A 22490-nucleotide genomic window follows, 5' to 3' on the forward strand; every position below is an offset into this window, starting at 1 on the left:
AGCTATAAATTATTAGTTGTGGGATGTTAATTAATACAAATTTGGGTATTATATCATCTGAAATCTCATGATAAATAACCCTCAGTTATATTGAATATTATTGACTTTTGATAAAATTCAGTATTGATTTTTAATCATATTCAATAATATTGAATTAGAAATATTAAAATTGGTTTGAGTCGCTACTCATATGACTTATTTCAATTAGTATTTCATAAAAAATCACAACTATTAAAGGTAATTAGATGAGCCTTAAAGATAAAAACCCCAACACTATTTAAGTTTATTCTCTCAATTTGTATTCTCAATTTTTAGAAATACTAAATATAGATAACCTATACTCCAATCCAATATTCAACAAGATAATTTCTCAAGTAAAAGAGCCTAGAAAGGGAAATTAGCAAAATCAAATTAATAGTCTGAAGAGCTACATAGTCTCACCAACATGAGTTTTAGTACTAATACCTTACAGAATGAAACAATGAAGGTTATTAATATGTTAGTAATGTCATATTTATCAGCTAAGCACTAAAATATCACATTAGATTATTGACATTCATAAACCTTCTGATTAATTGACAAATTATGTAATAACTAACTTCTAGACCTAACTTTTATATACTGCTAAATAAGAATCATATATCCGCACTATAAGCTAAGTCGTAACTCATCTTGTGGATAATTTTTAAAGTAACATAAACCAAAGAGAAATTAGAAGTATTTACGTGTTTTTCACATAAAACATTATCTGTAATCTTTAAAATTTAGAATATCTTTAAAGAATTTATATCCCTACTGAGGAGTGATAAATTTTCATTTATAGCTCTTATGTTATAGTATTGAAATTACTTAAGAGTTATAAAATTTTATTTATTTTGAGATACTGATGTAAATTACAGTTGATACCTGGATAACGATAAATTACATTGTTGGATTATATTTTTGCTTAAATACAAAAAATTTAGTTCAAAACTAGAGAAATTATGGGTAGCTTAACACTATATGAATGCTATGCTTCTCTATCGTAAGTATTATCTAAAAGAAATAACCCCAAACTCACCCTAAAAAATTAATCCATGGTTGCGACTCATAACAATTAAGGATGCATGGCTAAAAATCATAATATATATAAAATTTGGCGTTGCTGATTTGAGATATTAGTTCTATTCTCCGCAGAATTATTCTTTGCACAATTGCAATCCTTGTGGAAGCACGTTGACATAGGGTGATATTCCTTTTATGCATAGAGAGGAGTAGGGACTGTGAACGGCATTGGGTTCGCCTCTGGTACATCTCTACACAAACTGTAATGTACTCAAACGGAAACCGCCATATCAATTAACAAAGCCTTGAATTACAGAAAATACATAAATGTTAGTTTTTGGAATTTAATATTGGGTGTTGCTTTAAAAAAAGTTGACTTAAAATAGCAACGTCTATCATAAAATTCATGTAAATATTTTTTCGGAGCAAAATTTTAAGGAGTGAATGTGAATACAAGTTTCCTACGTAAGAGTGTATTTAGCTTTCTGGGTTTGGCGTCTCTAGCAGTCATTAGCAATGGAAATTCTGCAGTTGCTGAAACAGTAAATCAAGTACCTAGAATAAGTAATCAAGTAGATTTGCAAGTGTCCAATCCTCAAGGAGAATTCAATTGGGATGAAAATAAACCACAAATTTCCAGTCCGGAGATGATTGTTCCAATTTCTGAGGCATTTTCGAGTAACCAAAAATCATTACAACCACTATCAACACAAGGTAGTCTGAAAAAAGAGCAAATTTCCCAGACCATAAATCCAAAAAATCAGATCGATATAGTTACCCCTATTCCTGGAACCGTTTCCACTTCATCAGTAGTTCTTCAGTCTTTAGAGGAAAACTCCAAAGAAGTTGAGAATAACTCAGAAAAAAAATTAGCTCAAGCAGATATTGGTATTGGTAGAGCTACTCGTGGTGGTTCCAGCTACATTGGAATTGGTGCAAATATTGGTTTAGATGGTACTTCAGCCCTTGGTGACGGTAATTTTATTGTTATCAGCAAAGTAGGGTTAACTAAAAAAATATCATTACGTCCTGCAGCTGTACTTGGTGACGATACCATGTTTCTCGTTCCCCTTACCTATGACTTTTCTTTAAATGCAGCAGATCCATTTACCGAACCACTACCAATTGCTCCTTATATAGGGGCTGGAGCAGCTATTGAGACAGGTGATGATTCTGAAACAGCTTTCTTGGTAACAGGTGGAGTAGATGTGCCTCTGAATTCCCAATTCACAGCAAATGCTGCAATAAGTGCTGCTTTCTTCGATGATACAGATATTGGTTTGATGCTTGGAGTCGGTTACAACTTTAAAGGTCTTTAATCTTAAATTAAATAAAAGTCAGCAGTATAATAACTGCTGACTTTTATAAATATTTAAATAAAAACATTTTATATAAAAACTACTCAAGTAAAAATGCTGTCTAAGATTTATTTCCTACGACTTCTATTTTACAAATTTAGAATTTACCCTGAAATTTTAAAATATTTTAAGCCAAACTATGCTTGAAATAATTTAACTTGAAATGTGTAAAACGGAGAGAGAGGGATTCGAACCCTCGGTACGGCCTTACGATCCGTACAACAGATTAGCAATCTGCCGCTTTCAACCACTCAGCCACCTCTCCAAGGTAACGATTATAAATTATATTTACTCGTTTGCATTTTGTCAAGGCCTACCAGTCAATAGCCTGCAGTCTAAATTTATGAAGACTAACAGACTAGTGACTGAAATGCCATTCACTAGAGAACTTGAGCTCGCATCCAAGCGATAGGCAAGCTGCGAAGTTTTTGCCATTGCGGCACGTAGGCGCGTTGGCTGAATACATCATAATCGTTACGTTCGATTTTCGCTAATATGCGACTGTAATGTATCAGCGCAGCCCAAACAGGAAAACGGGCATCGGTTGATAAATAATGAATACCCTTTTGTGCTTGGACGTAAAACTGACGTGCCCTTTTGATTTGGAAACGCATCAGTTCGCGCCATCTTTGGTCTATTACACCTTTGAATAAATCTTCTTCAGTGTAATCAAACCTTTCCAAGTCTTCGAGGGGAAGATATATGCGTCCTCTACGGGCATCTTCACCAACATCCCGTAAGATGTTAGTTAATTGATTGGCAATTCCTAAAGCCACCGCCTCTTGAATTGGATTATATGGTGGTTTATTTTTATTCCAGGGAGCAGTATTCATAGAAGTATCTATTCCCATGACTGCTGTAGACATTAAACCAACCGTAGCAGCAACTCGGTAACAGTAAAGGTATAACTCATCAAAAGTCTGATAACGACTTCGGTATAAATCCATACGCTGACCCTCGATCATATCCTCAAAGGGTTGAATATCCATTGGGAATTTTTCAATGGTGTCAGCTAAAGCCGCATCAAAATCATCTACCGGATTGCCGGCAAAAATTGAATCTAGCTGCTTTTGCCAGAGATCTAAAGTCTCCGGAGTAGTCATTGCAGCTGCGGGACCATCTACCAACTCATCCGTACGGCGACACCAAGCATAAATTGCCCATATCGCTCGACGCTTTGCTGGACTCATCAGCAGAGTACCGAGGTAAAAACTTTTGGAATACTTTGCTGTGAGTTGCTGACAAAGTTTGTAGGATTCGTCCACAGAGACGGAAGTTTTCATGCATAGAGGTGAATCAGGCAGTTGCAGCATTCGTTGCAGGCTGAGGTTTTAGCGTGTTGTGCTCTCCAGAAGATTTTGCCACCTTGTTTGCGCTGGCAATCTCCTGCGCTGTCAGCTTACCAGAAAGTACGGCACCTTCCATGCTACCGAGATAAGGTTGCATGGTATAACTGCCACTAAGATAAAAATTATTTACGGGAGTTTTCTGGGAAGGACGGTAGTTTTCGCGACCCGGAGTTGCTGTATAAACAGAACGCGGTGTCTTCACGACGTGATATTTCAGCAATTTGGCTGGATTCTTTCCGCCAAAGTGTTGAGGAAAAAGTTTTTCTAATTCTGCAAGAGTGGCTGGCAAAATTTCTTCATTAGATTTATTAATCCAATCAGAAGCTGGCGCAAGAACTAATTCCAACATTGACCTTTCAGAATTAGCATATTCTCTACAGGTATTACTCATGTCAGCGTATACACTGAGCAAAGGCGAGCGTGAAAACAGTAATTGGTCAATATCTGTTAGTTTACGGTCAAACCACAATTGCAAATTAATTACCGGTACCCCTTCTAGTCCATCTAGCTTCTGAAAGAATTCTAGATTTTTCCAAGAAGTTGGCAACATAACTTTAAGTGGGTCTACTGGTAGCGCAGATACATAGATATCAGCTGTTAACATCTCATCAGATACACCGTTCAATCCCCTAATAAGGAAGCCTTTCACACTTCCGTCAGGATTGAGCATGATTTCTTTTAGAGGAGAATTCAGCCTTACTTCTCCACCTCTGGCAGTAATGTAATCTACCATCGGTTGGCAAAGACGTTCCGGAGGGGCACCATCTAGAAATGCCATCTTCGAACCATCTTTTTGCTGGAGAAAACGCCTGAGTGCTGTCAACAATACTACAGCTGATATCTCATCAGGATTTATAAAGTTTAGTGACTTCGATGCGGCAATAAAAATATCTTGTTGAACTTCTTCGCTTACACCCTGTATCTTCAACCATTCAGAAAAAGTGTACCGATCTGTTGATTCAACATATTTCTGTCCCCGGAGCATTGCAGGAACCAGCCCTTTCGCTAACTGGATTTTTTCACCCCAACTCAACATATCGTTATTTTGCAAAATTGCCACAATTCCATTTAGCGGTGCTGGCAAGTTTGGAAAATCAAAACGACTATAGGTACCGGGCTTTTCCGGTTGATTGAAGATCATGGTGTGCTCTTTCCATTGCAACCGATCTTCTATTTTTAGTTCTTTAAATAACTGCAACATATTGGGATATGCCCCAAAGAACACATGCAGTCCTGTTTCATACCAGTCGCCGTCCGCATCTTTCCATGCAGCTACCAAACCGCCCAGTACATCTCTACTCTCCAAAACAATGGGAGTGTAACCTGCGTCGGTCAGATATTTGGCACAAGAAAGTCCTGCTAGACCTGCTCCTGCGATTGCTACTCGCATTTAACTTTACTATTACCCAATATTTCTTTACAACTTTGTCGTTCTCATTATACTTTGCAATCCGTTACATTTTGCAGTCATAACTTAATTATCGTAAATGATTTCAAAATTTTCTTTACGTAACTATCTTAAGATTCCTGCGTTATCTGTACTTTGCTAAGTAATTTGATTAGTTTAGTAACTTAACACAGGATTACCTCATAATTCATTGAGTGCGAGTTTTTTTCACTAGAAATTGTTTTTACTAGTACAATACGGCGAAAATAAAGCAAGCATTTATAAAACTTAAAAGCTAGAGAATACAATACTTTTGTTCCCCAGACCCGTGTTTGTGAGGTTAGTCAGAGCCTGCGGCGTCGGCGGATCCGTAGGTGACGTAGTCAGAGCCTGCGGTGTCGGCGGAGCCTCTAGCCTCTAGGCACGGTCTATTAGTCCTACGGACAAGCTATAGCCTGCGGCGTCGGCGTGAGACGCGCCAGAGGCGTTAGTACGCATCCTGCGGATGAACAGCTTGCTGCGTCCAAATACCGTAAGTGCGTCTTTGCATTTAGCTGCGCTACCTACGGATCTGCTAATGACTTCAGCGTAGCGCTAATAGTCTTTTAAGCAGATTGTAAAATGCAAATAAAAATTTAAAGCAGATATATGTATTTATTCTCACACACTAACAGAAATCTTCCGCTAAATGTTTTGATAATAAATTAATTTTAGTTTGAGATTAGAGCACAAACATAAATATTATTCAAGATGCGAGATTATTACAAGATCGGTCATGAAACTATACTCACTAAGAAATAGTCATCTCTTGCCAGCATACTAGTCGAAGTCAAATAGCCCTCATAACAATCCTAATAAATAAATATTCTCAATAGATTTGTTTTTCTTTTAATTTATTTACTTAGCAGTTTAATTATCATATGTATCTCAGATATTAGTAAATATAAATCAGTTTGTATGTTTCATCGAGGAGGAATAAAGTTTATTTTGTGATTTTCAGTATCAAATTAAATTAACTATTCAAAACAGAAAAAATATTTTTAAGATTCTAGAAATAATAATAGTAAGAGTTAAAAACCTCAGAAAATCTAAAACCAAAGTAGATACAGATTTATTATTTAAAATATCTTTCAAAATCTAGTTAATCTTTAAAAAATATCATTTAGCAAACATAAAAAATAATATACATTTACTGAATAAGTATTTACACTGTTACTTGAAATACTGCAAATAATTAAATGAGGCAATTGATATCATTTATAAAAAATTCAAATTGTAAAAGCCCCTATTTGATGAATTAATATGCAAATGTCTTATTTGTCTGTCAATCACTTTAAAGATAAGGTAAGCTTCAGTGAGTATCAACTAGGAATATGAGTAAAAAATATAGCTTGTCTCTTTTGCAAATTTAGATATATAGCAATTTAATTGTTGAAAATCCTTTTTTGCTAAAAGCAGATTTGCGTTTTATTCAGAAGCACGGTAACTAAAATAAAATTGAAAGAACCATGCTATTTTTTGGGATAATTTGGGTAACATCTTGGTTTAGTGCACCTTGGTCTTTCAATCAAATTTTGCCACCAAGTCAGCCTTTAACCATTGTACAAAAGAGAGTTGTTTCGAGGTTTGAAAGTTCTGTAAGTGAAATTTTTCCATCACATTTTAATTTATGGAATGTAGCAATTTCCCCTTCAAGATTTTTGAAGATAGATTGGAAAAATGAAACACTAGTCAATTCTTTGTCGGCACCAAAATCTGCTCATAAAACTATCTATCGTAGTACTAAATTTTGTTCTTCTCCTCAAAATATTTTTCCTCAATCACCGCAAATACAAACTAAATCTAGCTTCCCTGCGTCTATTCAACTCATCAAAACTAGATTTTTGCAGCAAGATTTTGTATCCTCAGGAGTTATGCAGTCATCGTCAGGATGGCTTGGTCAAGCACTGCAAAAGATTTTCCGTTTTACAAGCAATACAAAAAATAATCTCCAATCAATGTCGTCAGCAGTGCTTGTGATTCGTAGAGGAAAAGAAAAATATGAGGTTTGGTTAAAAAATCATCTGATAGCCAATCTACCAAATAGATCTCAAGCTAATTTGATGCAACTGCGTTTGAAGAGACTCCTAGACTCGTCAAATTTCCATGCTTCTAAACTTAAACCAGCTTTTATCAATGGAACCCCAGCCTTGATGGCAGGAAATCGTTTTTTATTTAGTATAAGCAAAGAAATTTCTCGAAAAAATCGTCGTAATCCCGATCTAATTGCAATTGAATGGATCAATAATCTACGTTCAGCACTTCAAACTCCGAGACTATCCTTGATAGAAGGACAAGCCACAATGCATAATCTAAAACCTTCCCAAGAAAGTCTCTCTGGCTTTGCATCTTGGTATGGAGACTATTTTCATGGACGCTTGACTGCAAATGGTGAAAGATACAACCAAAATGAATTCACTGTGGCTCATAAAACCCTACCATTCAATACTTTTTTACGAGTAACCAATACTCAAACAGGAAAAGCAGTAATAGTTAGGGTTAATGATCGCGGTCCCTATATACCTCCTAGAAGCCTGGATTTATCAAGAGTTGCAGCACGTTGTATCGGTAGTGAGAAAGCTGGAGTTGTACCTTATAAAGCAGTAATAATGAAGCCTGAGGAAGTCCAATTTAATTTAACAAAAGCAACTCAAGCAGGGAAAAATCGGAAATCTCCTGCAAGTGTAGTAACAGTCTCTAGTTTTTGAATCTCAGATTCTGGATTTTTACTTTCGATGGGAAGATTTTGCTTGTCTGCGTACTGAGAATTCAGTATTTGAGCATTGGATTTTCATTCCAAGATAATTTAAATAAAAAATTAAGCATTTGTCCATCAAATTTCAATATATTGGTTAATGAAAATATTTTCTCAAACTGAAAACAATGATGCCAAAATTTACAAAGACAAATATGTATTTTTTATACTTCATTATTAAGTAGTATATCTTACTTTTTACCTGAGATAAAACTGTGAGCATATGTATATATAAAAAAACCCTGGACTGATACCAGGGATTATTTGACGATTCGATTACTATTTCATGGTAACGAATAAATGTAGGGATTTGTAACTAGCAATACCTGCATTTATTTGTTATTTTGCTATATATACTATTGTTCGTAAGTGTGAAATTATGGCATTAAATGACATCAAGATAAGCTGACAAAAGTATTCAGAGCGTACTTTCTTCGCTTCAAAGCTATGCAGAATGATGGTGTCAGCGATCGCTAGCAACAATGCCCTAATAGCATGATATTTACTTTATATCTGACTTCACATAGCTTTACTTAGCTCGGGTAAGTTGTAATTTTTGCGCTACACCAAAATAATTTTAATAATTATTTACATTCTGAACATGCAGATATAGTAATGCTAGTTGATTTTTATGAATGATTCAGGATTGTTGTAGTCAAGGAAATTATGTACTTGATTTAATAATTCTGATTGGATTATGATACCCAAGAAATTCTATGTATCACTAACTCTATTAAATTGTCAGGACTTAGATTGGCAAAAAATGATTTGATTTAGCTTTAGGACCGGGGCAAAGTAGTAGAGGCTTTAAGAATTAGAGAGATTTGAATAATATTTGATTTAGAAGTATTTAGGCTAATTTCTATACCAGATAATAATGTTGTGCATCATATTTTCATCTGCTCTTGATTTAAATTAGAATGCTTGCTTATTTTTCCAGAACGTAAATTTGAGTTCCATATTGAAGATTACATATCAAACTTAATAATCTGAAAATTATGAGTAAATCAAACAAGAAGAAGCTTATTTGTGTAATTTTGCATCCTAAAAAGCTTGCAGGTAAAAAGGTTGGTGCATTAATGCTGGGAGAGTATCGACTGCGCCTTGGGGAGAATTGGCTTCCCGAAGAAATAAAAAATAATCCACGTTATCAGAAATATATTCAGGAAGGATTAATAGAAGAAAAAGTTACAAATCGTTGGATGTCAGAGCCAGAAGGAGATGATTTTTAGGGTAGAACAAAGAGTAAGAGAGAGAGTAAGAGGCAAAAATTAGAGGTTTACTTTATGAGGGCTGTTGGTATACGACTGCTATCTGTCTGGCGTTTTTTAGCAAAACCAAGAATTCAATTCCACCTGGGACTTTTTAAGGTGTGGGAGTTAACCAATGCTTTGAGCGTTCAACAGCACGCAGCCAAGTCCTAAAACCAGCTTGAACATCATTACGATCTTTACTTGGTTCAAACAAACGTTCAATTATTCGTTGTTCTCGAAGAGTTTCGATGTTGTCCCAAAATCCTATAGCAATACCAGCAGCAAATGCAATTCCTTGTACGGTTGTATCGCACATCATTGGACGTTCCACAGTTATTTCTAATAAATCTGCTTGAAATTGCATGAGGAAATTATTTTCGCAAGCGCCACCGTCTACTGTTAATATTTTGATGGGACTAATGCTGACTGTATCAATAATTTCTATTACTTCTTTAACTTGATAGGCAATTGCTTCCAAAACAGCACGTACCATATGTTCTGAGGTTATTCCAGCAGTAATCCCAAAAAAGCTTCCTCTAGCAGACATATCCCAGTTAGGTGCGCCAAGCCCACTCAAAGCAGGGACAAAGTACAATCCACCATTGTTTTCCACTCTTGTTGCCATTGATTCTGTTTCTGCAGCACTTTTAATGATTTTGATACCATCACGCAACCATTGGATGCAAGCACCACTGGTAAACATGCTGCCTTCCAAAGCATAACTTACATCCAAGTTACCATTTTGGTTTATTTGACTCCATGCGACACTGCTTAGGAGCTTATTTTGACAACGAACTATATCTTTCCCTGTATTCGCAACCAAGAAACTACCAGTCCCATAAGTACACTTCATTAAACCAGGACGACAGCAACCATGACCAAATAAAGCCGCTTGCTGGTCTCCCAAGATTGCAGTGATGGGAATCGCTGTACCAAAAATTTGTGGATCTGTAACTCCAAATTCTCCGAAACTTGGTTTTATTATTGGTAAAATATTTATAGGTATTTGAAATAAATCCAATAACGTTTCATCCCACTGACAATTTTCAAGATTCATGAGCATAGTACGACTGGCGTTACTGTGGTCAGTCCCATGAACTTTTCCAGTTGTGAGTTTCCAAAGTATCCAGGTATCAATAGTACCAGCCAGGGTATTTTGATAATCGATGTCTGGTAGATTTTTCAACAGCCATGCGAGCTTACTTGCTGAGAAATATGCGTCAATTACCAGTCCGCTACGTTGATAAATTTCTGGTGCGTAACCTTGAATTCGTAAATCTTCACACTCTGGAGCAGTTCGTCGATCTTGCCAAACAATCGCACGATACAGAGGTTCTCCCGTGTTTCGATTCCATAACAAACAAGTTTCTCTCTGTACCGTTAGTCCAAGTGCAGCTATTTCACTTGAATTGATATTTGCTTTTTCGATAGCAGTTTTTACTACCCAGCAAGTAGCTTGCCAAATTTCTAATGGGTCGTGTTCTAACCATCCAGGTTGGGGATAATATTGCCTCAATTCTCTGTATGCTTTTCCAACAACTTGACCATTCCTATCAAATAAAAATGCCCGATTACCTGTGGTACCTAGGTCTAACGCTAATATATACTTTGAATTTCCCATCTTCTTCCAAACTCCCAAGTTAAAACAAAAAAATATACACCAAAAAATTTATATAAAAAAATACATAGTTGAAATAATATATGTTTTGGTGTAACTAAACTTAGAAATCAAAAAGATAAGGACATTTCAAAATAATATTGCAAAATAATATTGAAAACAAAAAAATGCGGTGGTTAAAAGGGTGTATTAGTACCACCACGTAAAATTTACAAAATCTATGCCAGAAATATCTGGAAACTTCAGCGTCTCTGAGGTAGGGCAAAATTGCCGTAGTATTATCACCTGTTCATGTATATTTTGTCTCTACCAATAAAAATTGATGTAATGTTATTGAAGATATGAAATTAAAACAAATAATGAAGATAAAAGCACAAACTTACATATATCAGCAAAGAGAACCAACGCAGTACTACACAGACGTTATTTTGTTGCAATATGTGTCTTGATAAAATACCTCTAATTTACATTCAAATTTCTCCAAAGAAACTCTAGCAAATTTATTATTAATGGGTTTATGAGAATACTGCATTCCATATTGTTATGAACGAGTAATACCACAAATCTGAGAAGGTACAAATGTAGCAACAAAAGTATAAAATTAACAAAAATTATCAGCAATTTGCGGGTAATTGATGTTCTATCGAAATAAAAAAATTTTTTTGATTTTATTTAAGCATTTGTAAAAAAATATAGCCCTTCAGGACATAATATGCTAGATCCATCCTATTGAAACTCAAAACACTTGCTATAAAAGGTGAAAAATCAATTTATTACTTAAATTCTATTAATTTTAGGCATTTTGAAGCTTTTAACTTTGTTTTTTGTCGCTAAAAGATAGTTTTAATCAAAATTTTGGCACAAAAAATTGTGGGAAAAATCATTAAGAGTAAGAGCCATTTTAAACTAATGTACTTTTGAGGAGGGATATTCCAAAAAAAATATCTACGTTAACTTGAGTAAAGTAGTTAGTTTATCTAATGATGTTCTACAGATTATGACCAATAATATTAATATATTTGGTCTACATATTATTAAATATTTTAATAGTTAATACTATTATCATAATTGGAAGATAATAAAAAATTATGCAAGTCCGAGAAACGGGAACGATACTTATAGTTGACGACCAGCCTACTAATTTATCAATTTTGTCTCGTTCATTACAGCGAAATGGCATGACTGTAATGTTAGCAATTAATGGTCAAGATGCGATTAAAAAAGTACTTAACCAAAAACCAGAGTTAATTTTATTAGATATTCAAATGCCTGGAATTGATGGTTTTGAAACCTGCAATTTACTCAAACAAAATACTACTACTCAGGATATACCAATTATTTTCATGACAGCTTCTATCGATTCTAAGGATAAAATAAAAGGCTTGTCTGTTGGTGCAGTAGATTATATTACTAAACCATTTGAAGAAGAAGAGGTTTTAGCTCGAGTTCGCGTACATTTAAAATTAAGTAATTTAACAAAAACTTTGGAACATAAAAATTTTCTATTGGAAGAGTTGACTAAAGATTTAGAAGAAAGAGTTGCGCAAAGAACCAATCAACTTTCCCAAGCATTAGAAGATTTACAAAATACTCAAATGCAACTAATACAGACAGAAAAAATGTCTGCTTTGGGTCAGTTGGTCGCGGGAGTCGCTCATGAGATTAATAACCCTCTTAGTTTTATCGCTGGTAATATAGAGCATACAGAAGATTATGTACAAAACCTGATTGAACATCTAAGGCTTTATCAACATGAATATCCTGAAGTAGCATCTTTGATTGAAAATCATGCTCAACAAATAGAATTAAACTATTTATTAGAAGATTTGCCTCAAATCATCGACTCCATGAAAACGGGAGCTGAGCGTATTTATAATATTAGTACTTCTTTAAGATCCTTTTCTCGCTCTGATACTACAAACAAAGTTTATTTTGATATTCATGAGGGAATAGATAGCACCTTACTCATTTTAAGACATCGTCTCAAGGCAAATGAGCGTCGTCCCAATATTGAAGTCAAAAAAGATTATGGAGATTTACCTCTGATTAATTGTTTTCCTAGTCAGCTTAATCAAGTGTTTATGAATATCATTGCAAATGCGATCGATGCTTTTGATGAAATTAATAATGGACGTTCTTACAGTGAAATTCAAAATAATCCTAACTTAATAAATATTACTACTAGGTTTATTCAAGAACATCAAGTGGTTACTATATCAATCGAAGATAATGGACCTGGAATACCTGACGAGATTAAAAAAAATGTCTTTAAACACTTATTTACCACTAAAACTATGGGTAAAGGTACTGGCTTAGGTTTGTCAATCAGTCGCCAAATCGTGGAAGAAAAACATGAAGGGAAGTTAAAATGTATTTCTTTACCCGGTAAAGGTGCAAAATTTGTAATCGGGCTTCCATTAAAGTAACTTAATCTGATACAGCCAAATACCAAATATTTAATAATACTCTACTGTGTTTTATAGAATCATTATTTTAATAACGGAACAATAAACAAATTGTTATTTAATATTTTTCATATCGACAAGCATCTAAATTAAATATATAAATATTGGGTTAAGATTTTACTCAACCCAAATAATACGTAGTTTACTTTTTAATCTCTAATTTTTAACACTTAAAAATTATTTTTTAGCAATTACCCAAACTGCATGAACTATTCCTAGGATATAAAAACCAAAAATAGTCAAAAGTAGATTAATCCAAAAGTCTATTCCTATTCCAACTTGTAGAAATACTCCTAAAGGTGGCAAGAATATGGCACAAATTATGCGAACTAAATCCATAGCTCCCTCCTATAAAATTTATATGAGCAGGATTTTATCTATCATTTTTTTTAAGATAACATTTATGGCATAAAACGACAGGTGTGAAATGAAATAGCAGGTCATGCTTAAAATATGAATCACCCTCCACTAATTTTGGCTTTGTAACCTAATTGTTTTAAGATTTCTAAAATTTTCTGTTTGTGGTCGCCTTGAATCTCAATTTCGTTTTCTTTTAAGGTTCCACCACTACCACATTGATTTTTTAGTTTTTTGAGCAATGCTTGTAAAGTTTCTGTTTTTGATTGGAAACCTGTAATCACAGTTACAGTTTTCCCCTTGCGTCCTGCTCGAGTTGATTGTACTCGTATATTTTGTTTCTCTGGGGGTAGATCTGGAGTCGCTTTTTCGGTTGCAATGGAGTTATCCTCACCAAATTCCCGCCATCCGGAATGCTTTTTAGATTTACCTTTTGATGTAGCCATATTTTTAGATTGAAGTTCAGCAGTTACAAGTTTAGAAGAGCGCTAAGCGTAAGTCATTAACGGATTGCACGCGACGGCGGCTTGCGCCGTTAGCCCAGCCAGAGGCTTTCTTTGCCGTGCTCCGTAGGTAGCGGCGTCGGCGGAGGGAGCCTCTAGGCTCTGCTCTGCCGTAAGGCTTAACCGTAAGGTAGCGTGTCCGTAGGACAAACAGCGTTCGCCAAATTCCTAACCTGATTGCGTAATGCTATAAGTTCAGAAGCTATAAGTTCAGAAGCTATAAGTTCAGAAGCTATAGGTTCAGAAGCTATAAATTCAGAAGCTATAAGTTCAGAAAAACTAGATCTCACTTCTAAATTCTTACACGGTATAGCAAAGTTTCACTCATATTAAACGAGATAAGAAAACATTAAGTTCAAGGTTCTCACTTTTTATTGTAAGGAAACTTCAATCCATAAAATCCACATATCTGAAAAACACAGATCGATAAAAATCTTGAAAAATTGAGAAATTTCTGAAAAGTTGGTTTCCATTTCTGTAATCGACCAGAAAATCTGTGAAGAATAAGGCTAGGCTAGCTGTACCATCATTAATTTATATCTGTGTTGGTTAGATATCTCTATTTCCCAGATGTTTTGACCACATTTATTTACCACAAAATTCAATCAGTAACCAAAAACTAAGCCGACTCAAATAACAATTTACCTTCAATTTTCGTTCAAGGTTCGTTTAAGGTTCATAACTTATGACCAAAAATTTAGCAATTTATACTCGCGGTTTAACCAAACAGTTCGATAAACACACTGCTGTCAATAATCTTGATTTAGAGATTGCAGAAGGTGAGGTTTATGGATTAATTGGTCCCAATGGTGCGGGTAAAACAACCTTAATAAGAATGTTAGCTGCAGCAGAAGAACCAAGTAATGGAGAAATATTTATTAATGGCGATCGCCTATTAAGGGATAAAAGCAATCCAACCCTTAAACGTAGATTGGGTTACTTACCCGACGATTACCCCCTTTATGATGAATTGACTGTTTAGGACTATCCCTCTTCTGTCACTTTCCGCTTTTTCCTATTAATAGAAAGTTTTAAACAGACCTTATATCAGTAGTTTGAGACACTTTGAATCAAAATTTTGTCATTTTCCCATATTATGGAAATTATATTCATAAATAACTGGGCGATGCCTTGACACACAAGAGTTGCAGAATTTTTAAATTGCAAGACTTTTCGGAGAGTGACAGAAGAGGGATATTTTATCTCCAGTCCGTCAAACTGTACAAGATTGGTCTAGATATAAACATCAACAAACTTCTCGCTATCGGGGTTGGTGGTATAACTCCCAATTACGAGATTTAGTCTTTGCAGAAAAAAGTCCAAGTTTCTTAGCAACAGCGATTCATCTATTAATTGTGACCGTTCCGCTAATGGTTTGGATTGTCATATCACCAATGTTGCGGATCTCTGCTGGCGAACGCTGGGATCCAATAAATTGGCTAATTAATGATGTTGGTAGATTCCAAGCTATTTTATATGTAGGTTTGTTTATTGTTTTAATGATGGTTTGTGCTACTGTTGCTCAGATTATGTTGATGTTGAAAACTTCTAAGCGTCATCTTTGGTCTATTGGTAGTGTTGCAGCAATAGTATTTTTACCACCAATTGCATTCGGTATTGCACAGGTAAATCCCCATTTAACTCCTTTTGTGTGGTTATTTTCTAGTTTTCCCTGGGCTACTATGGGTCATAGTAGTACTCCCCTAGTGTTGTTTGCATTGTTGTTTGATGTGGGAATTTTGGCATTTTTAAATTCATATTTATCGGATCAAGTTAAATCAGTAGGTCAATCGGAAACTCAAGAAATAGCAGTAAGTTAAAACTATCCTAAAATTGAATAATTCATATTAATGGGGGATAAATATTATCCTCCTTTATTGTTGATATGACGTGACTTCTTTCAAAGAGACTATTGAAGAGTAATCATTTTTTCTTTTGTCGATTTTTGCGACGAGATTCTTTCTGCATTTTTTTCTTCTTCTTTATTTTAGTTTTTGCTTTTTTCGCTGAATTTGAAAAACCTTCTATTCCCATCATATGATTATATTTTTGAAATTTTCTTGGCGGTTCCCTATCAAAACAAGACCAAGATTCCATATCGGAAATTGTATCTTCAACCAAAGAATAATGACAATCATTACGAAGCTCATCTAAATTTTTTTCTGAACCTGTTTGAAGATAATGATTAAACTCATCCCGGTCAAAAAAGAATGGTTCAATTAGACCTTCATCAAAAGTTCGCTCAATATATTCTTTTAGTTTTATAGGAGAAAGTATCGAACTATTAATTACTAAATCTGTCCAGATAAAGTCAGGTTCTTTTTCTGGACCGGTTATGGGGGGTTTATTTGCAAAGAAGGTTGAGAATAGTTCTTTGAAATACTCTACTATTTGCTCTCTAGGAATAATTTCTTGAACTACCAAAACAATTAAGGATCTGATAGCAGCACCTCTGACAAATTCATTGGCTTCTTGATTTTCTATCAGTTTTTTGATGGGTTCAATATCTCCATGACTTACAGAAGCTAGTATTCGAGGTAAATCCTCAGTTACTACATCTCCAGTTGCATCTAATGAGATATCTCCAGGGGCTGAGAAAAAATCTATTATGAGAGGATAAGCCTTGAATTCTCTAAATTGTGCGAGTAAGAATAAGGCATAAATATGTAGAATATATGCATCTTTATTAACTACATTCTCGAGGTCATCTTTGCATTTGGATAAGGTAGATAATAAAAAAGGAGTAATAGCTTCTTTCTCCTCAATAGCTCTTTCTAACGCACTACGAGGAAATACCCCAGTATTATTTTCTAATTTTGATAGAATTTCTTCTACTCGCATATTCAAAATCCCCTTTGACAACAGCACTAAAATAGTTTGATTACACAGAAATATTTATTGTACCTACTTGCATGGATAATTTTTTATCGCATTTCCCAATAATTTCTTATCGATATCTCATAAATCACTTATTGTCTTCTCAGCTTAATCGACAATGATATTAATCAAAGAAAACAAGTTGAATTAAACATATTTTTGATATCGGAGCCTTGATTATGCCAAGTTAATAATTTAATTTTTAGATTTTAAGTTTTAGATTTCAAATGATTACTAAAGAAAAGTCAAGCTCACAGGAACTACGTAATTTGTCGGGAATTACGAATCACAAACTCAATACCCCAAAAATCTCCATTATCATTCCCACACTAAATGAAGCAAAAAATATTCAGGCTACACTAGCCACAATTAATACAGCGACAGATATTGAAGTGATAGTTGTAGATGGTGGTTCTGAAGATGATACCGTTGCAATAACGAAACAATACTGTAAGCAAAATGCGGGTGATGGGGATATCAAAATTATTTCTGGGTATCGCGGTCGTGCTTTACAAATGAACGCAGGAGCAGCAGCAGCAACTGGGGAAATTCTTTTGTTTCTTCATGCAGATACTCGTTTACCTGCAGAATTTGATGTGATGGTAAGAAAGATATTTTCAGCACCAATTTCCAAGTCAAAAATTGTAGCGGGTGCATTTACCTTGAAAATTGATGCAAAGGGTATGGGTTTGCGGTTAGTTGAATGGGGAGTAAAATTGCGATCGCATTTATGGGAAATGCCCTATGGTGATCAAGCTATATTCTTAAAGAAGCAAACTTTTGAAGAAATTGGTGGTTTTCCTGAATTACCAATAATGGAAGACTTTGAATTGATCGGACGATTGAAATCCCTGGGTAAAATTACTATTGTTCCTGTGCCAGTTGTCACATCTGCTAGACGCTGGTTACAAAAAGGAATTTTTCAAACTACCTTAATTAATCAGATTGTTATTATTGCTTACTTTTTAGGCGTTTCTCCTCAACGTCTTCGTAGCTTATATCGTCAGGGAAAACTTATACCCTTTTAAGGTGATTCTCAGCTTAGCAACTTATCTTGAATTGTATAGAGAAGCAGTGAAGACATAAGTTATAAGAGTTACAAGTTACAGCTTGTAGGTTACCAACTGTTAGTTATTAACAGTGAAATGTTAACTATAACCCGCAAGGGTACAAATTAACCCATAAACTGTTAACTAATAACTGTAGCCTGTAAGGGCAATTAACTGATAACTGTTAACTGACAACTGTTAACTGATAAGTGCTATGAGTCAGCAAAAGCAACGTTTTTTTAATCCCAAATTAAAGCTAATTTCCATCGCTTTACTGGTTTTGATACTGATAATTACCAATAAACAGCTTAATTTACAACAAGCATTTGGAGAAGCAATTATTTGGGTGGAAAGTCTTGGTAAATCAGGTCCGATAGCATTTATTGCTATTTATAACTTAGCAACATTACTATTTGTACCTGGTTTCATTTTAACTCTTAAAGGAGGTTGTTTGTTTGGCTTGTTTTGGGGTTCTATCTACGTAATAATTGCTTCTACTCTGGGTGCAACTTTTGCTTTTTTAATCGGGCGTTACTTTTCACGAAATTGGGTTAGTCGAAAAATTGCTAAAAATCCACAGTTTCGAGCTGTAGATAAAGCTATTGCTAAAGAAGGATTCAAAATAGTCCTACTGACTCGCTTATCACCAGTATTTCCTTTTAATTTATTAAATTACGTGTTGGGAGTTACCCAAGTATCCCTGAAAGATTATATCTTGGGTTCAATCGGTATGATTCCGGGTACTGTCTTATATGTTTACATTGGATCTTTAGCAACCGATTTGACAAGGCTCGACAGTTCAAATCTCCCCAGCACTCCAGAAACTCAAATTGCTAAATGGGTACTTCAAGGAATTGGTTTAATTGCTTTTGTAATTATAACTGTTTACATCGCCAAAATTGCCCGGAAAGCACTTAATGAAAGTGTTGTTACTACACAAATAACTGAAGAAGAATAGGTTTTTGTTCTAATAGTTAAACTAAAAAATTCATTTTTTAATCATGACAAATAAATTAATACTATATCCTCGCTGGAATGAAAACTCCAGCGAATTAAAAAAGACTAGAAATTCGAGATTGTTTCTGCAAAAAACATATTTACGGTTAACAATATTAGTTCTTGTAGGATTTGCGATCCCATTTTTGATGCATTCAGATCCTGCTTTAGCCCAAGGTGTTGCAGATGGAGCAGGTTTTAATCCTCTGGAATGGTTTAAAAATGCTTTAGGATGGATTAATAGCAGATTACTAAATGTTTTAGAGTGGATTGATAGTCTAGGTGCAATCGGCGGGATAGCTTTTATCTTCCTCTACATTTTTGCTACCGTTGCTTTATTACCAGGATCTGTTATCACTGTTGGTGGTGGATTTGTATTCGGTATATTTTTTGGTTCTTTGTACGTCTTGATCGGCGCTACACTTGGCGCAACTGCAGCTTTCTTAGTCGGGCGTTATCTAGCTAGGGGTTGGGTCGCCAATAAAATTGCAGGTAATCGAAAATTTGCTGCAATTGACCGAGCTGTAGGTCGAGAAGGGTTGAAAATAGTTTTTTTAACTCGACTTTCACCAGTATTTCCCTTCGTCTTTTTGAACTATGCTTATGGTCTAACCGGAGTTTCCCTCAAAGATTATTTTTTCGCAAGTATTGGTATGCTTCCTGGAACAATAATGTATGTTTACTTTGGTTCCCTAGCAAGCGATCTCGCCACAATTGGAGCAGGAGAACAGCCAGAGAATTCAGCCATCAAATTGATAATTAATATCATCGCTTTTATCGCCACAGTTGCTGTAACTCTCTACGTAACTAAGATTGCAAAGAAAGCTCTCGACGAAGAAATTTCCCAAGACCAAGTTGCAGACGAAACTATTTAATATTTTGTTATTTCCTATTCGCTAATCTCTAATCTCTAATCCCCATCAAAAGCATGTCAAATTCAGCACTTGAAAGAGTCACACTTCCGCCAATGGACGAGCACAATCAGAAGTTGCTCTCACACGTCCACCCTCCAGATTGGGTTAATCCCAAACCTGCTGACTGCTATGATTTAGTTGTAATTGGTGCGGGTACTGCAGGTTTAGTAGTTGCTGCAGGTGCTGCTGGTCTCGGCTTAGGTTTAAAAGTTGCATTAATTGAAAAGCATCTCATGGGTGGAGATTGCTTAAATGTTGGTTGCATACCATCCAAATGCATCATTCGTTCTTCTCGTGTAGTTGCTGATATCCGCGAGGCTAAGCCCTTTGGTATTAATCCCTCAGAATACATTGATGTGGATTTTCCCGCAGTAATGGCGAGAATGCGGAAACTTAGGGCTGGTATCAGTCATGTCGATTCTGCTCCCCGCTTTCAAAAACTCGGTGTGGATGTCTTTTTAGGAGAAGGTCACTTTATTGATAAAAATAAAATTCAAGTAGGCGATTACGTTCTGAAGTATAAAAAAGCTGTAATTGCTACAGGCGCGAGAGCTGCACGTCTTCCTACCCCAGGAATTGAAGAAGCGGGTTATTTAACTAATGAAACAGTATTTTCTTTAACAACTCAACCCCAACGTTTAGCAGTAATTGGTGGTGGTCCCATTGGTTCTGAATTAGCCCAAGCTTTTCAACGATTTGGTACTCAGGTGGTTCTGTTTCATCGTGGTGCTCACATCTTAAATAAAGAAGATGATGATGCTGCTGAAATCGTCCAAAATGTTTTGCAGCGTGAAGGAATTCGTTTGGTACTAGGTTCTCAATTACAGCGAGTGGAAAAGACTCCAGAAGGTAAAAAGATTTACTTTTTAACTTGTACGGGTAAAGAAGAGTCTGTAACTGTAGATGAAATTTTAGCTGGTGCAGGACGCGTCCCCAACGTTGATGGTTTAAATTTAGAAGCTGTTGGAGTAGAGTACGATCGCCGTAAAGGGGTAATAGTTAATGATTATCTACAAACTACCAACCCTAATATTTATGCTGCAGGCGATATCTGTATGAACTGGAAGTTTACTCACGCAGCAGATGCAGCAGCAAGAATCGTAATCAAAAATACTTTATTTTCACCTTTTGGCTTGGGGCGTTATAAACTTAGTAATTTAGTAATGCCTTGGGTAACATTTACCGATCCCGAAATTGCTCATGTGGGAATGTACGAGCAGGAAGCCCAAGAAAAAGGTTTTGACATTAACACGATTAAAATTGATTTTAGCCATGTAGATCGAGCGATCGCAGATGGTGAAACAGAAGGTTTTCTAAAAATTCTCCATAAAAAAGGCTCTGATGAAATTCTGGGTGCTACGATTGTTGCTCGCCATGCAGGGGAAATGATTTCTGAAATTACTACCGCCATTGTAAACAAAATTGGCTTGAGTAAATTAAGTAGCGTTATTCACCCCTATCCGACCCAAGCAGAATGTATCAAAAAAGCTGCTGATGCTTACCGTCGTACCCTACTCACACCTACAAGTAAAAAACTACTGGGCTTATTAACTAAGTTTTCATAAAGCTCAATTATTACGGTTAGTTTCTCAGAATCGGATAAAAATCATATCATCTCGATCCCAACTATTACCTTGACAAAGTTCATCAATCCATTTTGCTAATCTATTGACTCGAGCCGGTTGTTGCTCCTCACTTTCGTGGTTATTATCCTGTTGAGAATTTGCTTTATTTTCTAGTTTTTCTTGACTGCGGATTGTGTGAATAACTTGTGTTTCAGTTCTGACTGGCTGATTTAAACCGATTTTCTGTTCTGGTGTTTGCTTGCGGGTATCCTCACCCTTTGATGTGACTGAATTGGATGCGATCGAAATAGATTGGGGTTTATCTGTTGGTAGTTTTTGGATATTTTGTGGGAGATTTTGTTGAATATTGGTTTGAAGTTTTGTTTGAGGATGGGGTAGAGGTTTTTGTGGGAAAGATTGACGATTTGCATCCTGTATACTTCTTGCATCTTTCCCAAAGTTATCTCTGGGCTTTATAACTGTTACATCAATTGTTGGTTCGGCTCTTTTTGTTTGTGAGATTTTAGTCTGTGAGATTTTAGTTTGTGAAATTTTAGTTTGTGAGATTTTAGTTTGTGAGATTTGCTCCCGAGGCTTTGCGACAGAATGAGCTTGTTTTTCTTGATTATTATTTTGTTGTTTGAAAGAATCAACAACTACTGGAACTGCTGGTAAAGTCTTAGACTTCTGTACGGGTTGTTGAGAAACAGAAGGTTTAGAAGCTGAAGATTGAGAAACAGAAGGTTTAGAAGCTGAAGATTGAGAAACAGAAGGTTTAGAAGTTGAAGACTGAGAAACCGAAGATTGAGAAACAGAAGGTTTAGAAGTTGAAGATTGAGAAACTGAAGATTGAGGAATTGTTTGACTTTCAACAGTTTTTGCAGTTGTTGTATTTGAAATATTATCGATTTTAACTAAATGTAATTGTTCTTCCGGGTTAAAGTTAAGACCTAAAGCAGCA

Annotated in this window: 16 protein-coding genes, 1 tRNA gene and 1 pseudogene; 10 read left to right on the forward strand and 8 right to left on the reverse strand. The window is 35.4% G+C overall.

Translation table 11 applies throughout. The features are described 5' to 3' along the window. The first annotated feature begins 1490 nt into the window (after positions 1-1490). Positions 1491-2363 carry a hypothetical protein gene (locus tag QNJ50_RS23140; protein WP_300640147.1) on the forward strand — a complete coding sequence of 291 codons (873 nt, stop codon included), beginning with the start codon at positions 1491-1493 and terminating at the stop codon, positions 2361-2363. Positions 2364-2575: 212 nt separating this feature from the next. Here the strand turns inward: QNJ50_RS23140 and QNJ50_RS23145 are convergent. The 3 genes from QNJ50_RS23145 to pds all read right to left on the reverse strand — a co-directional run bounded on the left by QNJ50_RS23145 (position 2576) and on the right by pds (position 5141). Further along, positions 2576-2667: transfer RNA gene (locus QNJ50_RS23145), tRNA-Ser, on the reverse strand. A gap of 115 nt (positions 2668-2782) precedes the next feature. Next, complete coding sequence (gene crtB, locus QNJ50_RS23150; protein WP_300640149.1) at positions 2783-3715, reverse strand: 15-cis-phytoene synthase CrtB; 933 nt, start codon at positions 3713-3715, stop codon at positions 2783-2785. Further along, a complete protein-coding gene (gene pds, locus QNJ50_RS23155; RefSeq protein ID WP_300640152.1) occupies positions 3699-5141 on the reverse strand; it encodes a 15-cis-phytoene desaturase in 1443 nt (480 codons plus the stop codon). The genes crtB and pds overlap by 17 nt, the downstream gene beginning before the upstream one ends. Positions 5142-6646: 1505 nt before the next feature. Here pds and QNJ50_RS23160 point away from each other — a divergent pair. Continuing rightward, positions 6647-7885, forward strand: coding sequence for a septal ring lytic transglycosylase RlpA family protein (locus QNJ50_RS23160; RefSeq protein ID WP_300640155.1), 1239 nt, complete (start codon positions 6647-6649; stop codon positions 7883-7885). Positions 7886-8930: 1045 nt separating this feature from the next. Beyond that, positions 8931-9164 carry a hypothetical protein gene (locus tag QNJ50_RS23165; protein WP_300640158.1) on the forward strand — a complete coding sequence of 78 codons (234 nt, stop codon included), beginning with the start codon at positions 8931-8933 and terminating at the stop codon, positions 9162-9164. 133 nt (positions 9165-9297) lie between these two features. Here the strand turns inward: QNJ50_RS23165 and glpK are convergent, their stop codons facing one another. Further along, the gene (gene glpK, locus QNJ50_RS23170; RefSeq protein WP_300640161.1) at positions 9298-10806 is read right to left on the reverse strand and encodes a glycerol kinase GlpK; all 1509 of its coding nucleotides are present in this window, start codon (positions 10804-10806) and stop codon (positions 9298-9300) included. A gap of 1085 nt (positions 10807-11891) precedes the next feature. Between glpK and QNJ50_RS23175 the strand changes: the two genes are divergently transcribed. Continuing rightward, positions 11892-13229: a response regulator gene (locus tag QNJ50_RS23175; RefSeq protein WP_300640164.1), complete on the forward strand. Its 1338-nt coding sequence runs from the start codon at positions 11892-11894 to the stop codon at positions 13227-13229. Between the two features lie 216 nt (positions 13230-13445). Here the strand turns inward: QNJ50_RS23175 and QNJ50_RS23180 are convergent, their stop codons facing one another. Together QNJ50_RS23180 and QNJ50_RS23185 are read right to left on the reverse strand one after the other, a co-directional pair. Continuing rightward, entirely contained in the window at positions 13446-13607 is a 162-nt protein-coding gene (locus QNJ50_RS23180) for a YqaE/Pmp3 family membrane protein (protein ID WP_300640167.1), read from the reverse strand. A gap of 119 nt (positions 13608-13726) precedes the next feature. Continuing rightward, positions 13727-14071, reverse strand: coding sequence for a translation initiation factor (locus tag QNJ50_RS23185; RefSeq protein WP_300640169.1), 345 nt, complete (start codon positions 14069-14071; stop codon positions 13727-13729). Between the two features lie 742 nt (positions 14072-14813). Between QNJ50_RS23185 and QNJ50_RS23190 the strand changes: the two are divergent. Then, a pseudogene (locus QNJ50_RS23190) lies at positions 14814-15107 on the forward strand (ATP-binding cassette domain-containing protein); the annotation flags it as partial. Between the two features lie 376 nt (positions 15108-15483). After that, positions 15484-15948 carry a hypothetical protein gene (locus QNJ50_RS23195; RefSeq protein ID WP_300640172.1) on the forward strand — a complete coding sequence of 155 codons (465 nt, stop codon included), beginning with the start codon at positions 15484-15486 and terminating at the stop codon, positions 15946-15948. A gap of 103 nt (positions 15949-16051) precedes the next feature. On the opposite strand, the gene QNJ50_RS23200 is transcribed toward QNJ50_RS23195, so the two are convergent. Further along, positions 16052-16969, reverse strand: a complete 918-nt coding sequence (locus QNJ50_RS23200; RefSeq protein ID WP_300640175.1) for a DUF1186 domain-containing protein — start codon at positions 16967-16969, stop codon at positions 16052-16054. A gap of 263 nt (positions 16970-17232) precedes the next feature. On the opposite strand from QNJ50_RS23200, the gene QNJ50_RS23205 reads away from it, so the two are divergent. The 4 genes from QNJ50_RS23205 (at position 17233) to QNJ50_RS23220 (ending at position 21529) form a co-directional block, all read left to right on the forward strand. Next, positions 17233-18033 (forward strand): TIGR04283 family arsenosugar biosynthesis glycosyltransferase, encoded by an 801-nt coding sequence (locus QNJ50_RS23205; protein WP_300640178.1) that lies wholly within the window; start codon positions 17233-17235, stop codon positions 18031-18033. A 235-nt stretch (positions 18034-18268) separates the two neighbouring features. Beyond that, positions 18269-19012, forward strand: a complete 744-nt coding sequence (locus QNJ50_RS23210) for a TVP38/TMEM64 family protein (RefSeq protein WP_300640181.1) — start codon at positions 18269-18271, stop codon at positions 19010-19012. Between the two features lie 187 nt (positions 19013-19199). Then, complete coding sequence (locus QNJ50_RS23215; RefSeq protein WP_300640189.1) at positions 19200-19925, forward strand: TVP38/TMEM64 family protein; 726 nt, start codon at positions 19200-19202, stop codon at positions 19923-19925. Positions 19926-19978: 53 nt separating this feature from the next. After that, positions 19979-21529 carry a mercuric reductase gene (locus tag QNJ50_RS23220; RefSeq protein ID WP_300640183.1) on the forward strand — a complete coding sequence of 517 codons (1551 nt, stop codon included), beginning with the start codon at positions 19979-19981 and terminating at the stop codon, positions 21527-21529. Positions 21530-21553: 24 nt separating this feature from the next. Here the strand turns inward: QNJ50_RS23220 and QNJ50_RS23225 are convergent. After that, positions 21554-22490, reverse strand: a 937-nt coding sequence (locus QNJ50_RS23225) for a hypothetical protein (protein WP_300640186.1), incomplete at its 5' end; no start/stop codon positions are given.

It is taken from the genome of Mastigocoleus sp. MO_188.B34 (assembly GCF_030065675.1).
In the GTDB taxonomy this organism is placed as follows: Bacteria; Cyanobacteriota; Cyanobacteriia; order Cyanobacteriales; family Nostocaceae; genus Mastigocoleus.

What these genes read in the sequence shown, in the direction of transcription:
- crtB (WP_300640149.1), bottom strand. Translation starts at nt 3,715, where the DNA reads ATGCTGCAACTGCCTGATTCACCTCTATGCATGAAAACTTCCGTCTCT.
- pds (WP_300640152.1), bottom strand. Translation starts at nt 5,141, where the DNA reads ATGCGAGTAGCAATCGCAGGAGCAGGTCTAGCAGGACTTTCTTGTGCC.
- QNJ50_RS23160 (WP_300640155.1), top strand. Translation starts at nt 6,647, where the DNA reads ATGCTATTTTTTGGGATAATTTGGGTAACATCTTGGTTTAGTGCACCT.
- QNJ50_RS23165 (WP_300640158.1), top strand. Translation starts at nt 8,931, where the DNA reads ATGAGTAAATCAAACAAGAAGAAGCTTATTTGTGTAATTTTGCATCCT.
- glpK (WP_300640161.1), bottom strand. Translation starts at nt 10,806, where the DNA reads ATGGGAAATTCAAAGTATATATTAGCGTTAGACCTAGGTACCACAGGT.
- QNJ50_RS23175 (WP_300640164.1), top strand. Translation starts at nt 11,892, where the DNA reads ATGCAAGTCCGAGAAACGGGAACGATACTTATAGTTGACGACCAGCCT.
- QNJ50_RS23180 (WP_300640167.1), bottom strand. Translation starts at nt 13,607, where the DNA reads ATGGATTTAGTTCGCATAATTTGTGCCATATTCTTGCCACCTTTAGGA.
- QNJ50_RS23185 (WP_300640169.1), bottom strand. Translation starts at nt 14,071, where the DNA reads ATGGCTACATCAAAAGGTAAATCTAAAAAGCATTCCGGATGGCGGGAA.
- QNJ50_RS23200 (WP_300640175.1), bottom strand. Translation starts at nt 16,969, where the DNA reads ATGCGAGTAGAAGAAATTCTATCAAAATTAGAAAATAATACTGGGGTA.
- QNJ50_RS23205 (WP_300640178.1), top strand. Translation starts at nt 17,233, where the DNA reads ATGATTACTAAAGAAAAGTCAAGCTCACAGGAACTACGTAATTTGTCG.
- QNJ50_RS23210 (WP_300640181.1), top strand. Translation starts at nt 18,269, where the DNA reads ATGAGTCAGCAAAAGCAACGTTTTTTTAATCCCAAATTAAAGCTAATT.
- QNJ50_RS23215 (WP_300640189.1), top strand. Translation starts at nt 19,200, where the DNA reads ATGCATTCAGATCCTGCTTTAGCCCAAGGTGTTGCAGATGGAGCAGGT.
- QNJ50_RS23220 (WP_300640183.1), top strand. Translation starts at nt 19,979, where the DNA reads ATGTCAAATTCAGCACTTGAAAGAGTCACACTTCCGCCAATGGACGAG.